The following is a 23,517-nucleotide window of genomic DNA, read 5'->3' as shown; positions in this document are numbered from 1 at the left end:
GTCAGACCGCCTTTCCGCTGTGCAGGGTGAGCGACTCGGCGACGGTGCGCAGGGTGCGCATGTCGGCGAGGTCGTCCTCGGTGAAGTGGCCGAGGTCCACGTCGGCGGCCTCGCACACCTCGGTGAGGAAGAGGACCTTGTTCAGCGAGGTGAGCCCGTAGACGCCGGCCAGGTCGGCGTCGGGGTCGATCGCCTCGGGGGCGACGGGCGGGTTGAGCACGGCGGAGAGGTGGTCCCTGGCCGTCAGCTCGATGTCAGGACGCATGGATGCCTTCTTTCGGGTCGTGGACGCGTGCCCGGTAGGCGTCGAGGATGTGACTCCTGCGGGGCTTGAACTGGGAGGTGAGCAGGCCGTTGGCCTCGCTGAACGGTTCGTCGGCGACGATGACCCGGCCGATCCGCTCGTCGGGGGCGGCCGAGGCGTTGGCGCGGGCCAGCTGCCGCGCGATGGCCGCGTGGTCGGCCGGCAGGGAGGCCGGGGACACCACGGCGACCAGTTCGGTCTGGGCGGGGCAGAACAGCACGCACTCGGCGACGGCCGCGCCGGAGCGCATGCTCTCCTCCATCGGCCTGACGACGATCTTCTTGCCGTTGTCGAGGACGATGACGTCGTCGGCCCGGCCCCGCACGAACAGGAAGCCGTCCTCGTCGAGGTGCCCGACGTCACCGGTCCGCACGGTCCCGTCCGGGCCGAAGACGCGCTCGCTGTCGCCGGGCGCGGCGTAGGCGTAGGCGCGGTTGACGGGACGGTCGCTGCGCACGGAGATGACCCCGTCCTCGTCGAACAGGACCTCCTTGCCGGGGAGCACCCGGCCCACGCTGCCCTCCCGGTGGGCGCCGGGGTGGTTCTTGGTGACGATGCAGGTCTCGTTGAGCCCGTACCCCTCGTAGATCGGCAGGCCCGCCTCGTCGAAGAAGCGCAGCATCGCCGGTGCGGCCGGGGCGGATCCGGTCCACAGGTAGCGGATCCGGTCGCCGAAGACCCGGCGGGCCGCCTCCTGGAGGGTGTCCTCGCCGCCCGGCCTGCGCAGCCGGGCCTCGATCTGGCGTTTCGCCGTCTCGAAGAAGGCCGGCACGCCCATCACCACGGTCGGCCGGGTGCGCCGCAGGGTCGCGAAGGCGGCCTCGTAGGTGCTGATCGTGACGTCGTGTCCGTGGGCCAGCGCCGAGTACACCCAGTAGCGCTGCTGGAGCAGCGACAGGGACAGGAAGACGAACAGGTCGTCGCCGGGCTTGTGCTCGAAGATCTCCTGCACCGCCGCGAGCGAGGCGTCGACGCTGCCGGCGGTCGCGCCCAGGCCCTTGGGCACGCCGGTGCTGCCGGACGTGAACTTGACCGTCGTCACGTCGTCGGGTTCCCACACCACCTGGGGCAGGGGCGGCTCGTGCGGGTCGTCCTCCTCGGCGAGCAGGTCGCCCACCAGGGTCATCGGGACGGTCCGGGGTGCCGTGGCCGGCCGGTCGGTGAACAGGAGGGCGAGGTCGTAGCGTCCGGCGAGGTCGTCGTCGGGGTCGAACTTGCCGGGGTCGAAGCCCGCCGTCTCGGCCTTCAGCCGCAGCGCGGCGAGGTCGAGGAGCACCCATTCCGGGCAGTTGGCGGCGAGGACGCCGATCCGGTCGCCGGACCCGATGCCGCGTGCGCGCAGCCTCCGGGCCAGGCGGCCGGAGAGCTCGTACAGCTCGGTCAGCGGCATGCTGCGGGCGCCGTCGAGGCGGGCGAAGGAGATCGTCCCGCCGGCCGGCGGGAGGGAGACGACGTCGTTGAGGACCGAGCAGCCGGGTGCCGGCCGGGCGCCGGTGAGGTCGCCGGTGGGGGCGGCGGTCATGAGGCACCGTCCTGGGGGGCGAGGGTGGCGGCCATGGCGCGGACGGTGTCCATCTCGGCGAACATGTCGAGCGGGATGGTGACCCCGAACCGCTTGCGGACCGCGGTGAGGATCCGCGCGGCGGCGATGGAGTCGCCGCCCAGGTCGGCCAGGCGGTCGTGCACGCCGACCGCGACCCCGCGCAGCACCGAGCTCCAGATCTCCGTGAGGACCTTCTCCGTCCCGGTGGCGGGCGCGCCGTCGTCCTGGCCGGCGGCCGGGGCGGTGGCGCGGTCGGGCTCCTCGACGGGCAGGGCCGCCAGGCGGGCGCGGTCGACCTTGCGGTTGCGGGTGAGCGGGAGTTCGTCGTGCCAGACCACCACGGCGGGGACCATGTAGTCGGGCAGCGTCCGGCGCAGGGGTTCGCGCAGGTCGGCCGCCGAGGGCCGCGCGTCCCCGGCGGGGACCAGGTGGGCGACCAGCCTGCTGCCCCGCGCCCCCTGGCCGGGGGTGACCACGGCCTGCGCGACCGCGTCCAGGGCGACCAGCCGGGTCTCGACCTCGCCGGCCTCGATGCGGTAGCCGTTGACCTTGATCTGGAAGTCACCGCGGCCCATGATCGCGATCTCGCCGCTCGGCAGGTAGCGGCCGAGGTCCCCGGTGCGGTAGAGCCGCTCGCCGCGGACCGGGTCGTGGAAGAACCGCTGGGCGGTGCGTTCCTCGTCCCTCCAGTAGCCGCGGGCCAGGCCGGTGCCGGCGGCGCAGATCTCGCCGGTCACCCAGTCGGGGCAGTCCAGGCCGTCCTGGTCGAGGACGTAGGCCCGGTTGTTGGAGTTGGGCCGGCCGTACGGGATGGACTCGCTGCCGTCCTCGTGCGGGAGGACCGGGTGCAGGATGTTCCAGATCGTGGTCTCGGTGGGTCCGCCGAGGGAGACGACGTCGAGGTCCGGCTTCAGGCGGCGCAGCGCGGCCGGCAGGGCCGGCGGGACGCGGTCGCCGCTCATCATCACCAGGCGCAGGGCGGGCGGCACGGTGTTCTCGGCGAGGGCCTGCTCGTGCAGCAGGGCGACGATGGCCGGCACCGAGTTCCACACCGTCACGCCCGCGCCGGCGCACAGCTCGAGCCAGTGGGAGGGGTCGGCCGCCCGGTCGCGGTCCGGCACGACCAGGGCGGCTCCGGCGGTCAGCGCCCCGAAGACGTCCCACACCGACAGGTCGAAGTTGAAGGCGCTGATCGCGAAGAAGCGGTCGCCGGAGTGGATGCCGAACCTCTCCCGGCAGTCCTCCACCACGTTGATCACGCTGCGGTGGCTGACCATGACGCCCTTGGGGGCGCCGGTGGTGCCGGAGGTGTACAGGACGTACGCGAGGTCGTCGGGGCCGGCTCCGGGCAGCGGCGCCGGCAGCTCGCCGACGGGGCCCGCGGGCCCGGTCAGGTCCAGGTGCCTCGCCCGGATCCGCCCGGTGGGGTCCTGCCATCCGGTGCCGGTCAGGACGTGGGTGACCCTGCCGTCCCGCAGCATGTACTCCTGCCGTTCGGCCGGCAGTGCGGCGTCGATCGGAAGGTAGGCCGCTCCGGCGAGCACGGTGGCGAGGATGCCCACGATCTGCTCGGGTCCGCGGTGCATCACCAGGCCGACCAGTTCGTCGCGGCCGACGCCGCCCGCGCGCAGCCATCGTGCGGCGTCCGCGGCGCGGGCCAGCAGCTCGCCGTAGGTGAGGCTCCCGCCGGCGGTGATCACGGCCGGGGCGTCGGGCGTGCGGGCCGCCCGGGCGGCGATCGCCCCGCCCGGCATGGTCCAGGCGCGCTCGGTGGCGGTGTCGTTGGCCAGGCGGCGGCGCTCGCGCTGGGCGGCGGGCAGCAGGTCGAAGGTCCTGCGCCGCCAGGCCTCCTCGTCGGCGAGGGCGGTGAGCAGCGTGCGGTAGCCGTCGGCGAGGTCGTCGAGGAGGCCCTCGTGGAACAGTTCGTCGACGCCGTCGAGCTGGACGACGAGACCGCCGTGCTGTTCCATCGCGAAGGCGTTGAGCCACACTTGGGGGGTCTGGCTGACGCTGAAGGTCTCGCGGCCGAACAGCTCCAGGGTGGAGCCGTCGACGCCGTCGGCGTGCCCGATGGCGCTGTTGAAGGTGAACGGCATCCTGGCGGCGCCCACCGAGCCGCGGTGGCGGGCGATCTCCTGCATGACGTCGGCGCCGGAGAAGTGGTGGTGGTCGAGGTCGCGGCGGAGCCTGGTCTGCAGGGCGCGGGCGCGCTTCTCGAAGGAGACGGTGCGGTCGATCTCCACCTCGACGAGCAGGGTGTCGGAGAACTGGCCGACGGCCTGGAAGATCCTCGGGTGCACGGGCGGCCGGACGGCCACCGTGGTGTTGAGGGTGAAGGCCGGTCCGGCGCCCCAGGCGGACAGCGTCTCGGCGTAGGCGCTCAGCAGCAGCGCGGAGGGCGTGAGCCCGGCCTCCGCGGCGCGTTCCTTGACCCGCGTCCAGGTGGCCGCGTCGAGGCGCACCTGCCGCTGGGAGAAGCGCGACCGGGTCAGCGCCGAGGGGCTGGTGCGCAGCGGGAGGTCCGGGTGGGGGGCGAGCTTCTCGGCCCGGGCGAGCCAGTACTCGCGGGAGCGGTGGGCCGGGGCCCGGTCGCGTCCGGAGCGCAGGGCGGCGAGGTAGTCCTCGTAGACGAGTTCGTCGGGGCCGCCGGCCGGCGGGGCGCCGCCGCCCTGGTGCGCCTGGTATGCCTCGTGCCAGGCGCGGAAGAACAGGAACATGCTGATGCCGTCCATGACGAGGCCGTCGTGGCTGACGTGGAGCACCATCCGGTCGTCGGCGAGGAGGGTCACGTCGACGGCGAGCAGGGGCGTGCGGTCGGCCGGCAGGACCCGGTGCGAGCGCTGCTCGCGCAGGTCGAGGAGGATGCGCCGCTGTTCCTCGGGGCTTTCGCGCCGCAGGTCGAGGCGGCCGATCGTGGGCCCGTCGCCGCGGGCCTGCGTCGTCTGCCGGTCGTCGCCGGGGAAGCGGGAGCGCAGTGCGCTGTGCGCGTCCACCACGCTGCGCAGCGCCGCCTGGAGGCGGTCGACGTCCCAGCGGCCCTCGATCTCGTGGTAGACGTGGCTGGCCACGTCCCCGATCTCGAAGATGCCGCCGCGGCCCAGCAGGTAGGAGCGCTGGAGGCTGGTGAGGGGGAAGCCGGGGCCGCCGCTCCTCGCCTCCTGGGAGAGGTGGGCGACCAGTTCCTGCTTGGCGTTCCTGACGAGGGAGATGAACGCGGGGTCCATCCTCTCCCGGCCGCCCTGGAGCCTGAGGTCGTCACCGTCGACGGTGATGGACAGCCCGCGGCTCTCGATCTCGCGGAGGACCTCGAAGAGACTCATCGGTCCCCCTCGGCCGCGATGCCGGCGGGCGACGGGGATCCGACGCGTCCCTCGACGGTCCGGGCAAGGTCGTCCAGGCTCGTCGAGCCGAGCAGCTCGTCGAGGGTGAGGTCCACGTCGAACTCCTCGAGGATGCGGTACTGGAGGGTCACGGCCTGCAGGGAGCTGAGCCCCACGCCGACCAGGTCCGCGTCACCGGTGAGTTCCGTCCCGGACAGCTGGAGCAGGTCGCGGACGGTCGCGGCGAGCCACTGGCGCACGACGCGCGAGCCGTCCGCGGCCTCGGCGGCCTGGGCCCGGGCGTCGGCCTCGGCCTCGGCCCGGGCGTCGGTGGGCCGGAAGAACACCGCGTCGGTGAGGGTGATCTTCGAGCCGGGGGTGACGAGTGCGACGGTGTCCGGCCAGGCGGAGGGTTCCGGCAGGCCGAGCGCGTCGGCCAGCCGCGCGGCGAAGCGGGGCATGACGGGGGCGGCGGCGTGCGCGAGGAGCCGGGCCGCGGCCAGTTCCAGCGCGAGGGCGGTGCGGGCCTCGCTGTGCCAGCCGGCGTCGCGGGCGAGGAGTTCCTCCTGGCGGGAGAAGCGCAGGGTGTCGGCGACGATGCCGTCGAGTTCCGCGGCGGCCTGGCTCAGGGAGAACCCGTCGGGCGCCAGGGCGCCGGTGGCGGCGGCGAGCCGGGTGCCGAGCCTGGCCAGGAACGCCGACTGCTCGGGCGTCCAGGTGCCGGCGTCGGGGGCCAGACCGTCGTGGCGTTCCCCGACGCGGGACCCGAGGTCGTTGAGCCAGCCCTGCCAGGAGCCGATGAGCGTGTCGTTCAGGGTCGCCTCGTAGGCCGCGCGCCGGAAGTCGGTGCGGGAGCCCTCCGGGCGGGTGGAGGACAGGAAGTAGCGGACGGCGTCGACGGTGTCGGGGTTGAGGATCTCCTTGCCCCAGATGGCGTGGCGCCGGCTGGTGGAGAACTTGGCGCCCTCCAGCAGGTAGAACTCGTTGACGTGGTAGTCGATGTCGGGCGTCCACTCCGGGAACGCCAGCCGGTACAGGGCCGGGTAGAGGACGGCGTGGTAGAAGCTGTTGTCGTAGCCGAAGAAGTGGACGATCTTCCAGTCCTGCTCCGGCCGGGCGGCGCGCCAGTCCTCCCCGAGGCGGCGGCCGAGTTCCTGGATGCCGTGCAGGAAGCCGTACGACATCTCCGGCCACACCCAGATGACCTGGCCGTCCACGTCGGTCTCGGCCGGCGGCACGCCCCAGGCGGAGGGGTGGCTGACCGGGATGTCCAGGGAGGGGCGGGCGAACAGGCGGGCGGCGAGCTCGCGCAGCCGGGCCGGGACCCGCCCCAGGCGGTGGTGGGCGGCCGTCTCGTCGGCGAACTCGTGCAGCGGCAGCGTCCAGCGGGCGGCCGTGCCCCGCCGGGGCGGGCGGGTGGACCCGGCGGAGACGGGGTCGACCAGGTCGGTGACCACGTTGGGCTCGCCGCACTCCTCGCAGATGTTGCCGCCGGTGCCCGAACCGCAGCTCGGGCAGCGGCCCTTGACGTCGACCTCGTAGAGGTACTGTCCGCTGTCCGCGTCGAAGAGGGCGTCGGAGTCGGTGACCTTCACGGTGCCGTCGGCGACCACGCGGCTGAAGAAGTCCCGCAGGCCCTCCCGGTAGGCGGGGTCCGCGTCGGTGACCGTGTACTGGTCCGGCCGGATGTCCATCAGGGCCAGGGTCGCGGCGATCTCGGCGCTGTAGTGCGCGGCCGTCTCGGCGGGCCCCCGGCCGTCGGCGCGGGCGGCGGCCACCACGTAGCTCTGGTAGTCGTCGCTGCCGGTCAGGTGCCAGGCGTTGGTTCCCTGCATCCGCCGGGCGCGGACGAAGACGTCCGCGCCGAGGTAGGGGCCGGAGAGGTGGCCGAGGTGGAGGTCGCCGTTGGGGGTGGGCGGGGTGGAGAAGACGAACACCGGACGCTCGCCGAAGTTCTTCCGCTCCGCGTTCCCGGCGGACTCCAGGGCGCGGCGGGAGTCGCGCCAGTACTGGGTGAGGAAGACCAGGTCGCCGTCGCCGGTGTTGCGCAGCACGTGCGACTCGAACGGGTCGAAGACCACGACCGTGCCCGGCTCGACCGGGTGCGGGCGTCCGTCGACGACGATCTCGCCGTGGCCCGCGACGATGACGAACATCTCCGTCTCGTCGTGCTGGTGGCTGTCCGAGGCGGCGCCGGGGACGACCCGCCCCCAGCCGGCGCCGGTGCCCAGCCCCTCGACGTCGCTCATGTCGATGCCGAATGCCTCGGAGAGGACGTTCTCGTCGTACCTGTGGATGATCACGACATGACCTTTCGGGAAGAAGGAAGCGGAAGGAGATCGGCGGTGAGCGCCGCCAGCGCGGGGGCCAGCCGGTAGCCCGAGCCGTTCGCGGCGCCGGCGAAGACGACCCGGCCGTCCTCGGTGAGCGGGCGCACCACCGGCTCCCGCCCCGGGGAGTAGGCGTCGCAGAAGACCCGGCCGGACCGGCTGTCGGGGACCAGGCCGGGGGCGTACCGGCCGAGGATCTCCAGGGCCTCGCGCCGGTTCTCCGGGGAGAGCGTGGAGGGGACGGTGTCGGGGTCGACGTCCCACTCCTGGCAGGTGTAGCTGAACAGCCAGTGGCCGCGGTCGTGGTACGGCAGCAGGAAGGCGTCCTCCTCGTGGAGGACCACCGCTCCGTCTCCGGGGGCCGGGGGCCGCTCGATGTGCAGGGCGACGATCTTCTTGACCCTGACGCCCAGCGGCCTCGTCAGCTCCCACCAGGCGGGGGCGGCCACCCAGGGGCCGGGGGCGAGGACCACGTGTCCCGCCTCGATCACGTCGCCCGTGCTGAGCGCGAGCCGTACCTCGTCGGCGGCCGGTTCCATCGCGTCGACCCGCACGCCCTCGCGGAAGCGGACCGAGGGGCGCAGCCCGGCCGCCAGGACGTGGGTGAGGGAGTGGACGTCCGCGTACTGGCAGCCGTCGGCCTCCCAGACGTCCATGCCCGCGGGGACGCCGCCGAGGATCGCGGGGGCCTCCGTCGCCGGCCTCAGCCCGGCGTCCGGCACGTACGCCTCGCGCAGTTCCGCCTCCCGGCCGGCCGGGGCGATCACCGTCATCGGCAGGCTGTGGATGGGCAGGCCGGGCTGTTGCGACCTCAGCCGCTCGTACCGCCGCTGGCTGTCGTCGGCCATCTCCCGCACCCGGGAGGTCCCGCCCCGGGGGAAGTGCAGGCCGGCCGAGCGGCGGCTCGCGCCGCCCGCGACCGCCTCACGCTCCAGCACGGTCACCGTGGCGTACGGGTCACGCAGGACGATCTCCCGGGCGATCAGGCAGCCCAGGACCCCGGCGCCGACGACGGCGTAGTCGGTCCTGTCCGTCATGGTCAGGCCTCCCACTGGCCGACGGCGGCCGCCTTGGTCGACCACTCGACGAACGAGGGCAGCTGCTCGTCGTGGCGGACGCCGCACAGCCGGTCGGCGATGCGCCGGCTGCGCCAGGCGTTGAGGCTCAGGTTGGGGTCGGCGAGGCCGCGCTGCCCGCGCACGGCGTTCTGCACGAAGAGGCTGCGGTCGGCGGGCCCGTCCCAGTGGACCGCGTAGTCCTCGTCGACCCGCAGCTCCTCGCCCGACCGCTCGAGGCGGTGGGCGATCGGCGCGAGGAACTGTGTCGCGGCCGGCTTGAAGCCGGTGGCCCAGACGACCACGTCGGCCTCGAAGTGGTCGGCCGCGCCGGGCTCGTCGGCGTGCCGGACGGTGAGGTCCCAGCCGCCGCCGGGGGCGCGGTTGACCTCGGTGACCTCCCGGTTGGGGTGCAGCCCGATCAGGTCCTGCCGGCCGTCGATGAAGCGGTGGACGTAGATGCGCTGGTAGATCTCCCGCAGCGTCGACCCGGAGATGCCGTCGCTGGTGAGGATGTGCTCGACGTTGAGCTTGAGCCGGGTCTCCTGCTGCAGCCGGTAGAAGTGGTCGGCGTAGTCCGGCATGTAGTAGTCGTTGGTGAACGGCGTGTCGTCGATCGGGAAGTAGTTCCTGCGCCGGGAGATCCACGAGACCCGGCGGGGCAGCTCGGCCCCGGACCGGGAGATCAGGTTGCTGACGGCCTCCGCCCCGGACTGCCCGCCGCCCACCACCACGACCCGCTTCCCGCCCAGGTCACGCGCCCAGGTGAGGAACTCGTTGACGTGGAACTGCGTGGGGCCCAGGTGCGGGCGGGCCGGCTCGGGGACCCAGGACCTGCTGCCGACGCCGACGACCACGTTGTCCGCGGTCACCTCCGCGCGGTCGGTGCGCACGACGAACCGCCCGTCCTGGAAGTCGACCTCCTGGACCGCCTCGCCGAAGCGGACGTTGGGGTTGCGGGAGCTGGCCCAGGCCAGGTAGTTGCGCCACTCGCGGCGCGGGATCTCGTCGAACTGCGCGTTGAGGAAGTGGTACACGCGCCCCTGCTCGTGCAGGTAGGCCATGAACGAGAACGGGGACCGGGGGTCCGCCAGACTCACCAGGTCCTTGAACATGGACACCTGGAGGGTGGTTCCGGGTATCTGCTGGTCGTCGTGCCAGCCGAACGCCGCCCTGCGGTCCAGGAACAGGTTCGGCATGTCCGGGAGTTCGTGCAGCAGGGACGCCAGGCTGAGGTTCGCGGGTCCTACCCCGACCCCCACGCAGCGGTAGTGCGCCGGGCCTGTCGCGCTCTTGTCTTGCCCCATGGTCGAGCCTCTCCTTCGATACGGATGCGGTGATGAACCGGGGGTGGTGCGGCGGATGTCGACGAGCCGGGTCCGGTGAGCCGGGAGTTGGCGGAGCGGGGGCGGCGGGCCCGGTACGAGGGCAGGCCGGGGCCGCCGCCGGGCCCGCCGGCCCGGTGGCCCGGCGGTGACGGGTGAGGTGGTGAGGTGGTGTGGTGGGGTGCGGTGGTGGCGGGGTGGCCGGCCCGGTCGCCGCGCGGCGACCGGTGCCCGGCCGGCGGCGTCAGCCCACCGCGGCCGGCGCCTGCGCCGTCTCCTTGACCGTCTCCCGCGCCACGGCGGGGCGGCGGACGGCGGCCAGTCCGCAGACGGTGGCGGCCAGGGATCCCAGGGCGACGACCGGCCAGAGGGACCCGCCGTCCAGCCTCAGCAGCAGCCAGCCGCCGATGACCGGGCCGAGCGCGGTGCCCAGGCCGAACATGAAGTGGAAGCCGCCGATGTAGCGCGACCTCAGGTGCGCGGGGCCCGCGCCCGCCGGGTAGGCGAACACCGAGGGGCCGCCGATGATCTCGCCGAGGGACCAGACCAGCGTGCCGATGACCACGGCGGCCGGCCCGATCGGCAGCCCGTACAGCGCGACGCCCGCACCGACCACCGCGAAGCCCAGGCCGATGGTGACCTTCAGCGGCCAGGTCTGCGCGTACTTCGTGACCAGGAGCTCGAAGGCGACGACCACGAAGCCGTTGAGGGCGACGGCGAAGGTGTACCAGAACATCGCCATGCCCACGTCCTGCATGTAGAGCGGCAGGGTCGAGGTGTACTGGACGTAGACGGCCGCGTGGCAGAAGGCGGCGACCAGGTAGAGCAGGAACCGCCGGTCGCGGAGCACGGCCGCGTAGCTGCCGCGCCCGGGCCCCTCGCCTCCGTCGGGTGTGCGCCCGCCCCGGTCCGTCCGCCCGGCCCGGGCGGGCAGGGTGGCCCACGCGGCCGCGGCGTACAGCAGCGCGATCAGCGCCTCCCCCCAGAAGAGCAGGACGTACCCCTGTCCGCCGGCGTGGTAGAGGCCGTAGCCGACCAGCGGGGCGGCGGTCGCGCCGACGTTCAGCCCGAACCGGTACATCGCGAAGATCATCACGTGGCGGTCGGGCGGCGTCAGCTCGGAGAGCAGGGTCGCCGAGGCGGGCCGGAAGAGCTGGGCGGACAGACCGGCGAGCGCGACCGCCGCCAGCAGCAGGGGCAGACCGGGCAGGTGGAGCAGGGACGCCGTCAGGAAGGCGGTCCCGGCCATGGACACCACGGTCGCCGCGCGCACCCCCAGCCGGTCGACCGCCGTCCCGCCCACGAGCGATCCGAGGACGGCTCCCGCGCCGTAGAAGCCGAGCGCCGTCACCGCGTCGCCGGGCGAGTGGCCCTCCGCGGTCAGGAACAGGACGAGGAAGATGTTGAGGAATCCGCTGAGCCGGTTGACCAGCACGCCGGCCAGCACGGTCCTCACCGCGAGCGGAGCCTCCCGCAGGGTGCCCAGGACCGTGGCCGGGGCCTTCTCCAGGCCGCTGTCCGCGTCAAGCCGCCGGTCGGACGACATCCCCGGCCTCCTCACGTACCGTCAGGCGCACCGCGGCACGCACCCGCTCCTCCAGCGCGTCGAGCTGCTCGGGGGTCGGCGCGTCGATGAGGAAGGTCACCGCGCGGTCCTCGGAGCTCTCCAGCGGCCCCAGCCGGGCGTCCCGGTCCTTGAGGACGAGGACCGCGCGCAGGGTGGGCGGCGCGTCCACCGGGCCGGCCTCCGCCTCGGGCCACGTGCCGCCGTCACCGACCCATGTGGCGCTCACCCCGGGCCAGTCGACGTGGACGTCCTCCAGGACGCCCTCCTCGTGCTCCAGGTAGATCTGCCGGGCCCACCGGCGCGGCTGCGGGTACGAGGCCGTCTCCCCCAGCGCGATCCTGACGATCTCCGGCTCCAGCGGGGCCCCGGTGGCGAGCTGGTAGAGGGCCAGCAGGCCGTCGCCGGGGGTGCGCGCGGCGACCTCCATCAGGTGGGGCCGGCCGCCCGGCGCCAGCCGCCACTCGGCGTGGGCGATGCCGTCGCGGAAGTCCAGCGCCTCCAGCATCGCCCGGTTGGCGTCCAGCAGTTCCTGGTCCTGGCCGGGGCGGACCCCGGGGACGGAGTGGGAGAGTTCGACGAAGGTCCGGGCGGCCGATTCGGTGGTCTCCTTCCGGGTGACCGCCGCGAAGATCACCTTGCCGTCCTGGACCAGGCTCTCCACGGAGTACTCCTGGCCCGTGGACTTCTGCTCGACGAGGACCGTCTCGTGGGCGGGGTAGGCGGCGACCACCGCGCGCAGCGCGGCGGCGTCGGCCACGGTGACCACGCCGGAACTCGAGTGGCGGGTCGCCGGCTTGGCCACCACGGGGTACTCCAGGGCGTCCGCGTCCAGCGCGGCCCGCTCGCCCGGCGGCACCACCGTGGAGGCGGGGGAGAACTCCTCCAGGTACCAGCGCTGGAGGTACTTGCTGCGGCACACCTTGGTGGCCCGCAGTCCGGGACCGCGCAGGCCCAGGACGTCGCCGAGCAGTCCGGTCGGCTCCACCAGCGTCTCGCCCACGGCGTACGCGCCGACGATCGTGTACCGGCGGCTCCAGTCGCGGGCCCGCGCCACGAAGCCCGCGGTGAACGAGCCCTCCTGGTCCAGGGACCCGTCGACGAAGGCCACCTCGTCGACGAGGGACGCGGGGTGGTCCGGGTCGGCCATGCAGCGCCCGGCGTGCTCGCGGTAGCTCTCGGGGGTGATCAGCAGCACCTTGAGTCCGCGGTCGGCGAGCTCCTGCAGGTAGCGGGTGTTGCGGCAGACGACCCAGAAGGCCCCGGTGAGGACGAACGCCTCGGGCCGTTCGGTGGTGTTGTTCATGCCGGGGTTCCTTCCATGTCGGCGAGGTGGGGAGCGGTTTCGTGGAAGACGGCGGGCAGGCCTGCCGCCGCCAGGGAGTCCAGCCAGGAGGCGGCGTCCTCGGGCGGGGCGGGCCGGTTGACTCCGGCCCGCAGCGCCCCGTCCAGCAGCCGGGTCACCCCGAACGCCAGGGGCAGCGAGACGCACCGGGCCATCGCGCTCTCGTCCGCCTCGCCGGTGACGTCCAGCAGGTAGGAGCCCTGCCAGCGGGCGCCCGAGGCGGCCCGTACGTCCAGCGCCACGGAGAGCACCACCCGGTCGCGGTCGGTGGCGGTGGTGGGGTGACGGGCGGCCAGCTCGGCGGCCAGGTCCCGGACGCGCCGCTCGTCGCCGCCGCTCACGGTGGCGAAGACGTCCTGCCAGGCGTCGTGCCAGCCGGCGTTGCGCAGGGTGCCGCGGACGAAGGTGCGCAGCCGCCAGCCCTCGGGTATCCCGTACTGGGCGACGAAGGGCACGCTGTCGCGGTTGGGGTAGACCTCGAACTCCTCCCCGCCCAGCCGGTGGACGCGGGTGGCCTCCCAGGGCCGCTCGACGGTGCGGACCTCGCCGCCGTGCACGTGGCGGGCGGGCGTGCCCAGCGCCGCGAGCACCCCGTACGGCGCCCAGCTGAAGCGGTAGCGGAAGGCGTTGGGGACGGCGGGGACTCCGCCGCAGTAGGAGACGAGGTCGGCCGTCTCCGCGGTGTCGCCGACCGCCTCGCGGGCGAGCTCCACCAGCCGGTGGGCCATCAGGTGGTCCACGCCCGGGTCGATGCCGGCCTCGGTGAGCACCACCAGGCCCCGGCCGCGCGCCTCGTCGGCCAGGCGGGCCAGTTCGTCCGACACGTAGCTGGTGCAGGCGAAGTGGGCGCGGCCGGCCAGGGCGATCCGCAGCAGCCGCGGGTGCTCGCCCGCGGGCAGCATCGACACGACGACGTCCCCGGGGCCCAGCGCGGCGGCGAGCGCCTCGTCGGTGAGGGAGCGGGTCTCGGCGCGGCCGGCGAGGCCCAGGGCGGCGAGGCGGGCGGCGGCCCGCTCGGCGGTCCTGTCCCACAGCACCACCCGGGCGGCCCGGTCGCAGACCAGCCGCAGTCCGGTGGGTCCGGTGGACAGCCCGGTGCCGATCCAGTGGACGACGCCGCTCGCGGGCGCCGCCGTCCGTGGGGACTCCTGCGCGCGTTCGGTCTCCGGTATGGGGTCAGTGGACATGGCTCTCCCTCTCGTTGTCGGCGGCGGCGGTCTCGAACGAGCGCAGTGCGCGCCGCCACGCCGGTCCGGCCCCGCCGAGCAGGGCGAGCTGGGGGGCCAGCTCCGCCGAGAAGGCGCGGCTGCTCTCGGCGGGCAGGAGCGACGGCAGGTTGTCGATGGCGATGACCTCGGCCGGCGGGCCGTCGCAGGCCAGCGGGCGCACCGGGGCGTCCCAGTCGGTGACCTGGTCGTAGACGGGCAGGACGTTGCACTGCGAGGTCACGTCGCAGGTGACGTCGGAGACCAGGGACAGCCGGCGTCCCGGCGTGTCCAGGTCCTCGCGGCGCAGGAACGGGGGCACCGGGCGGGTGGTGAGCACGGTGTTCACCAGGAGGTCGTGGCCGAGCAGCGCCCGGCGGTCCAGGTCGCGGGTCTCCTCGACGTCCCACCGGGTGGCCTCCACCCCGCCGGCCGCCAGCGCGTCGCAGGCGCCCCGGCCGCAGCGGCCGAGCGCCCCGATCACCAGGGCGCGGCAGTCCTGGTCCGCGCCCTCGCGCAGCAGGGCGTCCAGTTCCTCCTTGGCGAGCGGCCGCAGCGGCGGCTTGAGCATGCCCCGGCGGTGCAGCAGGGCGAGTGCCGCGCCGACGTAGCCGGCCCAGTAGCCGAAGGCCGCGAGACGGCGGCCGTCCTCGTCCACCAGGTACTCCAGGTCGAGCAGCGCGCCCCCGCCGGCGGCGAACCTGTCCAGCAGCTCGCCCGCGCCGTCCTGGCCCTTGTAGGCGTGGCCGAAGTAGATGTGGCGGTGCTCCAGGCGGGCCGGTTCGGCGGGGAGTTCCTTGAGGCCCAGGACGTAGGCGTCGCCCGGGGCGTCGGTCCAGCTCCCGGCGGGGACGGTGCGGCAGCCGGCGGCGGCGTACTCCTCGAGGGGGAAGACCCGCCGGTCGGACTCCTCGACGGTGATGGCGACGCCCTGGCGGACCAGTCGTGCGGCGTCCTCGGGGACCAGCGGGGCGCGTCGTTCGCTGCGGCGGGTCTCGTGCCGCATCCACAGGTGCGGGGTCTCCGGCATGGTCGCGGAACCTTCTCTCTCGGCGGTGACGTGCGAGGGGCGGGCGGTGGTCACAGGACGGGGATGCGGGCGTTGGCCAGCGGGCGGTAGGCGGGTTCGGCGGGCAGCGCGGCCGGGTCGAAGCCGGCGTCCAGGAGCTCCCGGACGACCGCCCGGGTGACGGCGACGGCCAGGGTCCGGCCGGGGCAGGCGTGGGCTCCGGCGCCGAAGGTCAGCACCACCGGGTCGGTCCGGTCGGGCCGGAAGCGCGCGGGGTCGGGATTGGCGGCGGGGTCACGGTTGGCGGCGGCCAGGACCACCAGGACCTGCTGGCCGGGGAGGATCTCGGCGTCGCCGTGCCGGAAGGGGGCCGCGGCGAAGCGGCGGGTGTTCTGGATGGGGGCGTCGTGCCGTGCGACCTCGGTGACGAAGGCGTCCGCGCCGTCCGGGCCGGCCGGCATCCGCTCGCCCCGGGCGAGGGCGAGCAGGGTGTTCCCGATCAGTCCGGCCGTGGCGTCGTAGGTCTGGGACAGGAAGCCGACGGCGTTGGCCAGCAGCGGGGCGGTCCCGGTCCAGGAGTGGCTGCGGGCCGCGGCCACCAGGGCGGCGAGGAGTCCGCCCTCCTCCTTCTCCAGGGCGGGGCCCAGGAGGTCCTGGAGCCGGGCGGCGGCTGTGGCCGCGGCGGCCTGCTGCGGCGGCGTCGCGGAGGCCGGGATGCACTGGACGAAGTCCCCGACGAGCCGGGCGGCCTCCGCGCCGCGGCCCTGGTCGAGGCCGCACAGGGACGCGACCGTGCGGGCCGGCACGGAGAACATCAGGTCCTCCAGCAGGTTCCGGTCGAAGCCCTCGGCGATGCGGGCCCGGGCGTGCCCGGCGGCGGACCGTGCGGCCTCCTGCGCGTCCACCGCGCCGAGCGCCTGCGTCACCACCTGCTTCAGGCGGCGCTGGAGCTCGCCGTCGGTCATCCGCACCAGGTCGCCGAAGACCTCGCCGGCCGCGGTGCCGCGGATGCCGGCCGGGACGGGCTCCTCGGGCGGGCGCACCCTCAGCTGCCCGGCCCGCAGCACCGCGCCCACCGCGGTGGCGTCGCACGCCACCCACGCGCCGGCTCTCTCGTCGTACGCCAGCGGGCGTTCGGCCACCAGGGCGGCGTAGTAGGGGTAGGGGTCGGGCATCCGGACGGCTTCGACGGGGGTGGTCACCGGGGTTCTCCTCGGTCGGCGGCGCGGTGGCGGCGAGCACACGGCGCGGTCGGTGGTACGGCGGTTCGGCGCGGACGGCGCGATCGACGGGCGGATCGACGGGACCGCCCGGGCGGATGGGCAGCGGGGGCGGACGGGGCGAACGGGCCCGGCCGGGCGGCGAGTTCGGACACAGGGCGGATCCGCTCCGCCCGCCTGGGCGGGTGAGGTGCGGGTCATGGGCGGGGTGCTCGACCCGTCAGGGCGGATGGGGCTCGGAGGGCGGGGATCAACCCGTCTGGGCGGACCGTGCTCGGAAGGCGGGGGGGGATCGGAGGGCGGGGGGATCGGCTCCACCCGTGCGGGCGGGGGCCACGGGCGGTACCGGGGTGGCCGGGGGTGGCTCGGACCGTGTGGCGGCGGTGCCAGGTGGGCCGCCGGCCCCGGCGGCGGGCCCGCCGTCAGGCGGTGAGGTCCGCGGCGGCGCGGTCCGCCCGGCGCGTGTCGAGCGCTCCGGCTATGGACAGCCGCAGGACCTCGGAGGTCCCCTCGTAGACCCGCAGGGAGCGGACCTGCCGGTACAGGCGCTCGGTGACGCTGTCCCGGACCAGCCCGGACGCCCCCAGCAGCTGCACCGCGGAGTCGACGACGCGCTGGGCCTCCTCGGTCGCGTGGAGCTTGGCGATGTTGGAGTGGTGGGCGAAGCGGCGGTTGCCGCGGTCGGCCTCCCAGGCGGCGCGGGCCACCAGCAGCGCGGCCGCGTCGAGCGAGACCTCCATGTCCGCCAGGACGGCCTTCGTCAGCTGCTGGTCGGCGAGGAGCCCGCCGGCCACCCGGCGGGTCCGGGCCCGCGCCAGCGCGGTGTCGGCCGCCCGCCGGGCGAAGCCGAGCGCCGCCGCCCCCACGGTCATCCGGAACCGCTCCAGCAGGTCCATGGCGACGACGAATCCCCGCCCCGGCCTGCCCAGCACGGCGTCCGCGGGCACCCGGCAGCCGGTGAACGAGAGGTGGGCGAACGATCTCGGGGCGAGCGGCTCCAGGGGCAGCACCTCCAGCCCGGGCGTGGACCGCGGGACCAGGAAGGTGGTCAGCCCGAGCGCGCCGGGCGCGCCGCCGGTGCGCGCCACGACCACGAAGACGTCGGCGATCGTGCCGTTGGCGATCCACGCCTTGCGCCCGTCGAGGACGTAGCCGCCGTCCTCGTCGCGTTCGGCGCGCAGTTCCACGGCCGCCACGTCGCTTCCGGCCTGTTCCTCGGAGACGGCGAAGGCTCCGACCAGTTCCCCGGAGGCCATCCGGGGCAGGTACGCCTCCTTCTGCGCGTCGCTGCCGAAGCGGATCACCGGGGTGGCGGACAGCGCCTGGATGGAGAAGGCGAAGTCGGCCAGGTCCTCGGCGTAGGCGAGGGCCTCGCGCGTCAGGCAGAGGGCGCGGTGGTCCCCGGGGTGCGCCTGGCCGGCGGCGGGGTCGAGGAAGGAGAGCCAGCCGGCCTCGCCGAGCCGGCGCACCAGCGTCAGCCCCGCCTTGTCCGGGTCCTCCTCCCGGATCCCGCGCCACAGCGGGGCGTTGTCGTCGCACCAGACGCCGACGGCCCGGGCGAGGTCGCGGTGGCTGTCGTCGTAGAAGGGAAGCGCGAGGACTTCCGGGTCGAAGCTGGTGGCTGGTTCCATGATCCTGGTCCTTCTCCGGTGGTCGGTTCGGGAGCGGTCGGTCGGGGCGGCCGGCCCCGTGGCCGGCGCGGCGGGTCAGATGAGGAGGTCGGCCTCGTCCTGCGGCAGGGGTCCGGCCGCGCCGGCCTCCCGCTCCTGCTCCAGCTCCTGCTCCTGCTCCAGCGCCTGCCGGACCAGGTGGTGCTCGACGAAGTAGGCGAAGGAGGCGTAGCCGCGCCACACCCGGCGCCACTCGCGCTGGACGGCCTCCTCGCCGGAGCGGCGCCGCACGTCCTCCAGGAAGGAGACGACGATGTCCGCGGACTGGCGGGCGTGGCCGGCGGAGAAGTTGTCGATCGACAGGTGCGCCTCCTCGTAGGAGACGTCGAAGTTGTGGCGGCGCAGTTTCTGTATCTCGTGCAGCCGCATCTCGCCGAGACCGAACATCTCGATGCCCAGGTTGTAGCCGAGGATCTCGTTGTAGAGGCTGTCCGGGAACAGCGACAGGGACAGCTGGTGGAGCGAGAAGCCGTAGAGGTGGTCGGGCAGGTCGCCCTGGTCCAGGAACTCGGGCTGGCGGATGTGCGGGAGGTGGATGTCCATGCTGGCCAGCACCTGGTGGATCAGGGTGATGTGGTTCTTGGCCAGGTCGCCGCGGCCCATCTCGTCGGCGTAGATGGAGAAGAGCATCGCGTCGCTCCGCCGGTCGTTGCGCCCGAGGTTGCCGATGCGGTGGGCCCAGGCGCCGTCGATGAGGCTGCCGAGGGCGTAGGTGGTCTGCTGGAAGACGACCTCGTCGCGGTCGGGGATCTCGGTGAGCGGCCGGTAGGGGTCGACCAGCTTGTCCCAGTAGATGCGGTCGACGCGCTCCATGAGCGCCTCGGGCGTGTAGTCGAAGTACGAGGCGTCGGTCAGCTTCCCGCCGCCTCCGTACCGGAAGAGGATCTCGGCGTCCCGCAGTCCGGCCTCGGCCAGCTTCCGGGCCACCGGCAGGATGTGCGGGTACTGCTCGACGTTGACGACGCGGTGCAGCAGGTGGCGGTCGTCGAGTCCGGCCGGGGCGTCCTCCAGCACCAGCTCCGCCGGCCGGTGTGCGCGCAGCGCCGCGGCCCGCTCCTCGAACCGGGCGTCGCCCGCCGTGTCGGGCTCGAAGTCCAGGTCGGGGCTCTCCCCGGCGGCGATGGCCCTGCTCCACTCGGTGAAGACGGCGGCCTCACGCTCGTCGAAGATCCCGAACATCGGGCCTCCGAACTTGATCGACTTCAGGAAGCGGCAGTTCCCGTCGGCGTCGGTCCTCATCTGCCGGGACTCGCGGAAGCGGGCGACGAACTCGCGCAGGTCGAGGTCCGGGTCGCCGAGCCAGTCCGCCAGCCGCCGGTCCCCCACCCGCACGCCGCGGTGCTGCCGGCCGGCGAACGCGGCGTGCCGCTCCACGATGCGGGCCACCCTCCCCTCCAGGGAGAGTCCGTCGTGCCGGTCGGCGAGTTCGGTCAGTGTCGCCACGTGTTCGCGCTCGAGGTCGAGGACCAGGGCGACGGCGCGGAGCATCCGGGCACGGTCGTCCTCACCGGTGGGCGACTTCCCGGCGAACAGCAGGTACTCCTCCACCAGCGGCCGGACGTCCTCCTCCGCCAGCAGGGGCTCGTCCCCCAGGAGCAGGGAGTCGGTGCCGAGCGCGGCCGTCGCGTAGTGCACGCCGACCACTTCGGGGAGGAAGGAGGAGGGGAGGCGGGAGAGGGCGAGGTGGAAGGCGGCGGTCAGGGCGGTCAGCGGCCGGGCCTCGGTCTGCCGGAGGAAGTCGGCGGACTCGACCGCCGGCACGTGGACCCGCTGCTCGGCCAGGGAGCGCCGGCGGCGGGCGAGCTGCCCGCGCTCGAACTCTCCCTCGCCCTGCAGGAGCCAGTGGTGTCCGAAGAGCCGGTTGACCACGACCGAGGGCTGGGTGGCAGCCTGGGAGACGGTGTCGAGCCAGCAGGCCCCGAGCAGGGTGAGCGGGGCGCGCTGCCGCAGGACCAGCTCGCGGGTCTCCCGCGGCCTGTCCCGCAGGGCGCGCACGGCGGGTTCGATCTCCCGCCGCACGCCGGCCGTCCAGGCCGCGACGTCGGCCGCGTCGAGGGGCGGCTGCGCGGGCAGCCGGGCGGAGGCGAGGAAGGACTCCACCACCTGGAGGGCGACCAGCAGGGTGGTCTCGCTCTCCTGGTCGGTGAGCAGCCGGCCGAAGAGCGCCCGGGGCGGGCCGGCGACGATCTCCGCGGCCTCCTCGGCGGCCCTCGGCCCGAAGTGGCGGGGGCCCCGGGGCAGCGACGTCATGGCGTCGGGCAGGGCGAATGCGGTGCTGGCGTTCATCGTGACTCCCCGGTCTCGTCTGCCTGGGTGGCGGGTCGCGGGGCCGTGGGCCCGGCGGTCCCCTGGGTGTGGTGTTCCTGGAGGCCGGGCGCCGTGGCGGCCGGCCGCCTGCGCAGCAGGAGTCCGATCCGGACGCCGGGCACGCTCGCCGCGAGCAGGTAGCTCCCGCCGTCCTTGACCTGGCCGTTCTGCGCCCGGTCGACGAGGTTGATGAGCGGATCGGCGGCGAAGCAGTGGCCGAACCTCGGTATGTTGTCCAGCCAGAGCTGGTCCTTGGTGAACCCGGCCTGCCGCTCCTTCAGGACTACGAGCGGCTTGAAGAGGTTCAGGTGCAGGACCGCGTCGATGTCGCCGATCTTCATCTCGGCGGCGTGCAGGATCCGTTCGTTGACCGTGCGGGAGAGCACCGGGCTGACCTCGTTGGTCCACTCCAGCTCGCTGCGGTCCTGGGCCGAGGCGCCGGCGACGATCTCGTAGGCGTCCGGCCCCAGCGGCTCGGCGCTCACCAGGGCGGAGGCCGCCCCGTCGCTGAAGAGGGCGAACTTCTCCAGGCGCCGCGACTCGTCCGTCACCCGGTCGGTGGTGACCACCAGCACCTTGCGGTGCTGGCCGGAGGTCACCAGCGCCTGGGCCAGGCGCAGGCCGGCCAGCAGGTTGGTGCACCGGTTGAGCGTGACGCCGGTGAACGCGGCGTTCTCCAGTCCGAGACCGTCCAGGACCTCCTGGACGAACCGGCCGTGGGTGCGCGGACCGCCCGGGAAGCGGGTGGAGCACAGCACCAGGCAGTCGACGTCCGACGGGTCCGTCCCGCTCGTGCGCAGGGTCGTGAGGCCGGCGCGTACCGCGAGGCTCTGCAGGGTCTCGGCGGTCCGCCGCACCGTGCCCCACCCCCACAGTGCGGCCTGGGGCGGCATGCCGAACTCGCGGGCCCGCTCGACGAGGTCCTCCACCACGGTGTGGTCGAGCTCCTTCTCGCCCAGGACGTAGGCGGGGCCGGACAGGTGCGAGGAGGCGGTCGCGCCCCGGCGTCCGGCATCGGGGGCGCCGGCGGGTGCGGTGCTCCCGGCCGGGGAGCCGCCGGCCGGGGCTCCGCCGGACGGCGTGCCGTGGCCGGCGGGTCCGCCGTCGGGCGGGGCGCCCGGGGTTCGACCGCTCGGGGTCCGCCCGCTCCGGTCCCGGGTGCTCGGGTTTCGGGGGCCCTGGTCCCGGAGGGCCTGGTCCCGGGTGCTCTGGTTTCGGGTGTTCGGGATGCGCGTGCTCACGGCGTTCGGTCCTCCTGTGGGCCGGGCGGGAGCTCGGCCGCCATCATCGTGTTGACCTCGGCGTACGGCAGTGCGTCGGCTCCGAAGGTGAAGGAACCGTGGGTCCGGATCTCCTGCGCGGCACGGACCAGCGCGCCGAGCGCGGCCCGGGCCATGGCGGAGCCGACGCTGATGCGGCGGACTCCCAGCGCGCCCAGCTCCTCGACGGTCAGCGCCAGCGCGGGCGCCCCCAGCAGCACGTTGACGGGCCGGTCCACCTCGGAGCAGACGGTGCGGATCGCGCCGGCGTCCGGGAGCCCGGGGGCGTAGAGGACGTCCGCGCCGGCCTCCTGGTAGGCCTGCAGCCGGCGGACGGTGTCCGGCAGGTCGGGCCTGCCCTGGAAGAAGTTCTCCGCCCTGGCGGTGACGGTGAAGGGGAAGTCGAGGCCCCGGGCGGCCTCCACCGCCGCGGCGACCCGTTCGACCGCCTCCTCCAGTGGCCTGACGGGGTCGCCCGGCCGGCCCGTGGAGTCCTCGACGGAGCCGCCGACCAGCCCTGCCCCGGCGGCCCGGCGGACGGTCTCGGCCACCTCCTGCGGGGTGTCGCCGAAGCCGCTCTCCAGGTCGGCGGTGACCGGCAGCGGGGTCGCCCCGACGATGCACCTGGCGTTCTCCAGGATCTCCTCCCGGCCGAGCCGTCCCTCGCCGTCCGGCACTCCCCTGCTGTAGGCGAGCCCGGCGCCGGTGGTGGCGAGCGCGGAGAATCCGAGGGCGCCCAGGATGCGCGCGGTGCCCGCGTCCCACGGGTTGGGGACGACGAACGGCACGTCCGCTTCGTGGAGTCGGCGGAAGGCGACGGCTCGTCGGTGCTGGTCGGTGGAGGCCGGGTTCACGGCGGGTCCTCTCTGCGCTGTTCGCGCCGGTACGGGTGGCGTGCGGGGTTCAGACAACCTCCACATGCTCCCCGCGGTGGGCCGATCCCTGATCAACCGCCCGGACGAGTGGACGCAGGACGTCGGTGACGAGGCCGGGCGCGTCCTCGAAGTAGAAGTGGCCGCCGGGCACCTGGTGCAGCACCGGGGGGTGGACGCTCTCCCGCGCCCAGGGCTCGAGGGCGGCGGCGTCGACGTGCGGATCGTCCGATCCGTTGATCAGGGTCACCGGGACGTCGAGGGGGGCCGACGGCCGGTACGTGTAGCCGGCGACCGTCCGGAAGTCGGAGCGCAGGTGGGGCAGCAGCAGTTCCTGCAGCGCCTCGTCGGCGACGACCTCGGGGGGCAGTCCGCCGAAGAAGCCGACCGCCTCCGTGAAGGCGGGGCCGTCCAGCCGCGCGGTCTCCACCACGCGCCGGGTCGGCAGCAGGGCCGGGGCGGAGCAGCCGGAGGCGACGAGGTGGCGGAGGTCCGCCGACGGTCCCAGGCGCCGGGCCACCTCGAAGGCGAGGACGGCGCCGAAGCTGTGACCGAAGAGGAGGAAGGGGCGGTCGGTGCCGGCGATGGCCTCGGCCGCGCCGTCGGCGAGGTCCGGCACCCGCTCGAGCGGGGCCTCGCGGAAGCGGTGCCCGCGGCCGGGGTGGCAGACGCCGACGATCTCGGCCTCGCCCGCCAGGTCGGCCTGCCACCCGAGGAAGGACTTCGCGTTGCCGCCCGCGTGGGGGAAGCAGTAGACGCGCACGGCCGGCCGGGGGGCGGCGTCCGGTCGGGTCACGAACCAGGGGGAGGTGCTCATCGCGGGGTGTGTCCTTCGCTCTCTCGTGACGGGGAGGGGGAGTGCTCAGGGGGAGGGGACGGGGGTGGGGAGCGGGGTGGGGCCGTTCCAGCCGACGTCGTCGAGGGAGCCGGCCGTCACGGCGCCCTTCCGGTTCCAGCCGACGTCCCCGAGGGGCTCGCCGTCGGCCAGGACCGTGGAGAGCGCCGGGGTGACCGCGGCGAAGACCGACGCGGCGAGCAGGGCGGCCGCGGCGAGGGTTCTGCGCACCGTGAAAGTGCGGGCGGCGGGCGTGCGGGTGCTGGACGTGCGGCTCGACTGTGTCCGGAAGGCGCTCTTGTTTTCGGGCATGACAGTCCGATCCTCTCTTTTGGAAAGCCGAACGAATAAAGG

At 74.3% G+C, this 23,517-nt stretch carries 17 protein-coding genes; all 17 read right to left on the bottom strand.

Annotated elements, in window-relative coordinates; genetic code table 11:
* Window position 1 precedes the first annotated feature (1 nt).
* The 17 genes from Sfr03f_RS11085 to Sfr03f_RS11005 all read right to left on the bottom strand — a co-directional run bounded on the left by Sfr03f_RS11085 (window position 2) and on the right by Sfr03f_RS11005 (window position 23,475).
* The gene (locus Sfr03f_RS11085) at window positions 2–265 is read right to left on the bottom strand and encodes an acyl carrier protein (RefSeq protein ID WP_108953676.1); all 264 of its coding nucleotides are present in this window, start codon (window positions 263–265) and stop codon (window positions 2–4) included.
* Window positions 255–1,826 carry an AMP-binding protein gene (locus Sfr03f_RS11080; RefSeq protein ID WP_108953675.1) on the bottom strand — a complete coding sequence of 524 codons (1,572 nt, stop codon included), beginning with the start codon at window positions 1,824–1,826 and terminating at the stop codon, window positions 255–257. Before Sfr03f_RS11080 ends, Sfr03f_RS11085 begins: the two co-directional genes overlap by 11 nt.
* A complete protein-coding gene (locus tag Sfr03f_RS11075) occupies window positions 1,823–5,167 on the bottom strand; it encodes a non-ribosomal peptide synthetase (protein WP_108953674.1) in 3,345 nt (1,114 codons plus the stop codon). Before Sfr03f_RS11075 ends, Sfr03f_RS11080 begins: the two co-directional genes overlap by 4 nt.
* Entirely contained in the window at window positions 5,164–7,470 is a 2,307-nt protein-coding gene (locus Sfr03f_RS11070) for a class I tRNA ligase family protein (RefSeq protein ID WP_108953673.1), read from the bottom strand. The genes Sfr03f_RS11075 and Sfr03f_RS11070 overlap by 4 nt, the downstream gene beginning before the upstream one ends.
* Window positions 7,467–8,534, bottom strand: a complete 1,068-nt coding sequence (locus Sfr03f_RS11065; RefSeq protein WP_108953672.1) for an NAD(P)/FAD-dependent oxidoreductase — start codon at window positions 8,532–8,534, stop codon at window positions 7,467–7,469. The genes Sfr03f_RS11070 and Sfr03f_RS11065 overlap by 4 nt, the downstream gene beginning before the upstream one ends.
* A gap of 2 nt (window positions 8,535–8,536) precedes the next feature.
* The gene (locus Sfr03f_RS11060; protein ID WP_108953671.1) at window positions 8,537–9,859 is read right to left on the bottom strand and encodes a lysine N(6)-hydroxylase/L-ornithine N(5)-oxygenase family protein; all 1,323 of its coding nucleotides are present in this window, start codon (window positions 9,857–9,859) and stop codon (window positions 8,537–8,539) included.
* 262 nt (window positions 9,860–10,121) lie between these two features.
* Entirely contained in the window at window positions 10,122–11,423 is a 1,302-nt protein-coding gene (locus tag Sfr03f_RS11055; protein ID WP_108953670.1) for an MFS transporter, read from the bottom strand.
* Window positions 11,401–12,747: an ATP-grasp domain-containing protein gene (locus Sfr03f_RS11050; protein ID WP_108953669.1), complete on the bottom strand. Its 1,347-nt coding sequence runs from the start codon at window positions 12,745–12,747 to the stop codon at window positions 11,401–11,403. The genes Sfr03f_RS11055 and Sfr03f_RS11050 overlap by 23 nt, the downstream gene beginning before the upstream one ends.
* Window positions 12,744–13,973: a saccharopine dehydrogenase C-terminal domain-containing protein gene (locus tag Sfr03f_RS11045; protein ID WP_108953668.1), complete on the bottom strand. Its 1,230-nt coding sequence runs from the start codon at window positions 13,971–13,973 to the stop codon at window positions 12,744–12,746. The genes Sfr03f_RS11050 and Sfr03f_RS11045 overlap by 4 nt, the downstream gene beginning before the upstream one ends.
* Complete coding sequence (locus Sfr03f_RS11040; protein WP_108953667.1) at window positions 13,963–15,021, bottom strand: saccharopine dehydrogenase; 1,059 nt, start codon at window positions 15,019–15,021, stop codon at window positions 13,963–13,965. The genes Sfr03f_RS11045 and Sfr03f_RS11040 overlap by 11 nt, the downstream gene beginning before the upstream one ends.
* Window positions 15,022–15,071: 50 nt before the next feature.
* Window positions 15,072–16,202 (bottom strand): cytochrome P450, encoded by a 1,131-nt coding sequence (locus Sfr03f_RS11035; protein ID WP_218028148.1) that lies wholly within the window; start codon window positions 16,200–16,202, stop codon window positions 15,072–15,074.
* Window positions 16,203–16,642: 440 nt separating this feature from the next.
* The gene (locus tag Sfr03f_RS11030; RefSeq protein WP_108953666.1) at window positions 16,643–17,851 is read right to left on the bottom strand and encodes an acyl-CoA dehydrogenase family protein; all 1,209 of its coding nucleotides are present in this window, start codon (window positions 17,849–17,851) and stop codon (window positions 16,643–16,645) included.
* Between the two features lie 75 nt (window positions 17,852–17,926).
* Entirely contained in the window at window positions 17,927–20,176 is a 2,250-nt protein-coding gene (locus Sfr03f_RS11025) for an iron-containing redox enzyme family protein (protein WP_108953665.1), read from the bottom strand.
* Window positions 20,173–21,438, bottom strand: coding sequence for a 3-oxoacyl-ACP synthase (locus tag Sfr03f_RS11020; protein WP_308216782.1), 1,266 nt, complete (start codon window positions 21,436–21,438; stop codon window positions 20,173–20,175). Before Sfr03f_RS11020 ends, Sfr03f_RS11025 begins: the two co-directional genes overlap by 4 nt.
* Complete coding sequence (locus Sfr03f_RS11015; protein WP_245967520.1) at window positions 21,435–22,310, bottom strand: isocitrate lyase/PEP mutase family protein; 876 nt, start codon at window positions 22,308–22,310, stop codon at window positions 21,435–21,437. Before Sfr03f_RS11015 ends, Sfr03f_RS11020 begins: the two co-directional genes overlap by 4 nt.
* Window positions 22,311–22,359: 49 nt before the next feature.
* A complete protein-coding gene (locus Sfr03f_RS11010; RefSeq protein WP_108953663.1) occupies window positions 22,360–23,145 on the bottom strand; it encodes a thioesterase II family protein in 786 nt (261 codons plus the stop codon).
* Window positions 23,146–23,190: 45 nt separating this feature from the next.
* Entirely contained in the window at window positions 23,191–23,475 is a 285-nt protein-coding gene (locus Sfr03f_RS11005; RefSeq protein ID WP_108953662.1) for a hypothetical protein, read from the bottom strand.
* Window positions 23,476–23,517: the final 42 nt, after the last annotated feature.

This window comes from Streptomyces fragilis, from assembly GCF_003112515.1.
Taxonomy (GTDB): domain Bacteria; phylum Actinomycetota; class Actinomycetes; order Streptomycetales; family Streptomycetaceae; genus Streptomyces; species Streptomyces fragilis.
Note: the sequence above shows the minus strand (reverse complement) of the source record. Positions and strands in the feature narration are given on the sequence as shown.

Bases quoted from the DNA above. Each gene is read 5' to 3' on its own strand.
- Sfr03f_RS11085 (WP_108953676.1), bottom strand. From the start codon at position 265: ATGCGTCCTGACATCGAGCTGACGGCCAGGGACCACCTCTCCGCCGTG.
- Sfr03f_RS11080 (WP_108953675.1), bottom strand. From the start codon at position 1,826: ATGACCGCCGCCCCCACCGGCGACCTCACCGGCGCCCGGCCGGCACCC.
- Sfr03f_RS11075 (WP_108953674.1), bottom strand. From the start codon at position 5,167: ATGAGTCTCTTCGAGGTCCTCCGCGAGATCGAGAGCCGCGGGCTGTCC.
- Sfr03f_RS11065 (WP_108953672.1), bottom strand. From the start codon at position 8,534: ATGACGGACAGGACCGACTACGCCGTCGTCGGCGCCGGGGTCCTGGGC.
- Sfr03f_RS11060 (WP_108953671.1), bottom strand. From the start codon at position 9,859: ATGGGGCAAGACAAGAGCGCGACAGGCCCGGCGCACTACCGCTGCGTG.
- Sfr03f_RS11055 (WP_108953670.1), bottom strand. From the start codon at position 11,423: ATGTCGTCCGACCGGCGGCTTGACGCGGACAGCGGCCTGGAGAAGGCC.
- Sfr03f_RS11050 (WP_108953669.1), bottom strand. From the start codon at position 12,747: ATGAACAACACCACCGAACGGCCCGAGGCGTTCGTCCTCACCGGGGCC.
- Sfr03f_RS11045 (WP_108953668.1), bottom strand. From the start codon at position 13,973: ATGTCCACTGACCCCATACCGGAGACCGAACGCGCGCAGGAGTCCCCA.
- Sfr03f_RS11040 (WP_108953667.1), bottom strand. From the start codon at position 15,021: ATGCCGGAGACCCCGCACCTGTGGATGCGGCACGAGACCCGCCGCAGC.
- Sfr03f_RS11030 (WP_108953666.1), bottom strand. From the start codon at position 17,851: ATGGAACCAGCCACCAGCTTCGACCCGGAAGTCCTCGCGCTTCCCTTC.
- Sfr03f_RS11025 (WP_108953665.1), bottom strand. From the start codon at position 20,176: ATGAACGCCAGCACCGCATTCGCCCTGCCCGACGCCATGACGTCGCTG.
- Sfr03f_RS11010 (WP_108953663.1), bottom strand. From the start codon at position 23,145: ATGAGCACCTCCCCCTGGTTCGTGACCCGACCGGACGCCGCCCCCCGG.
- Sfr03f_RS11005 (WP_108953662.1), bottom strand. From the start codon at position 23,475: ATGCCCGAAAACAAGAGCGCCTTCCGGACACAGTCGAGCCGCACGTCC.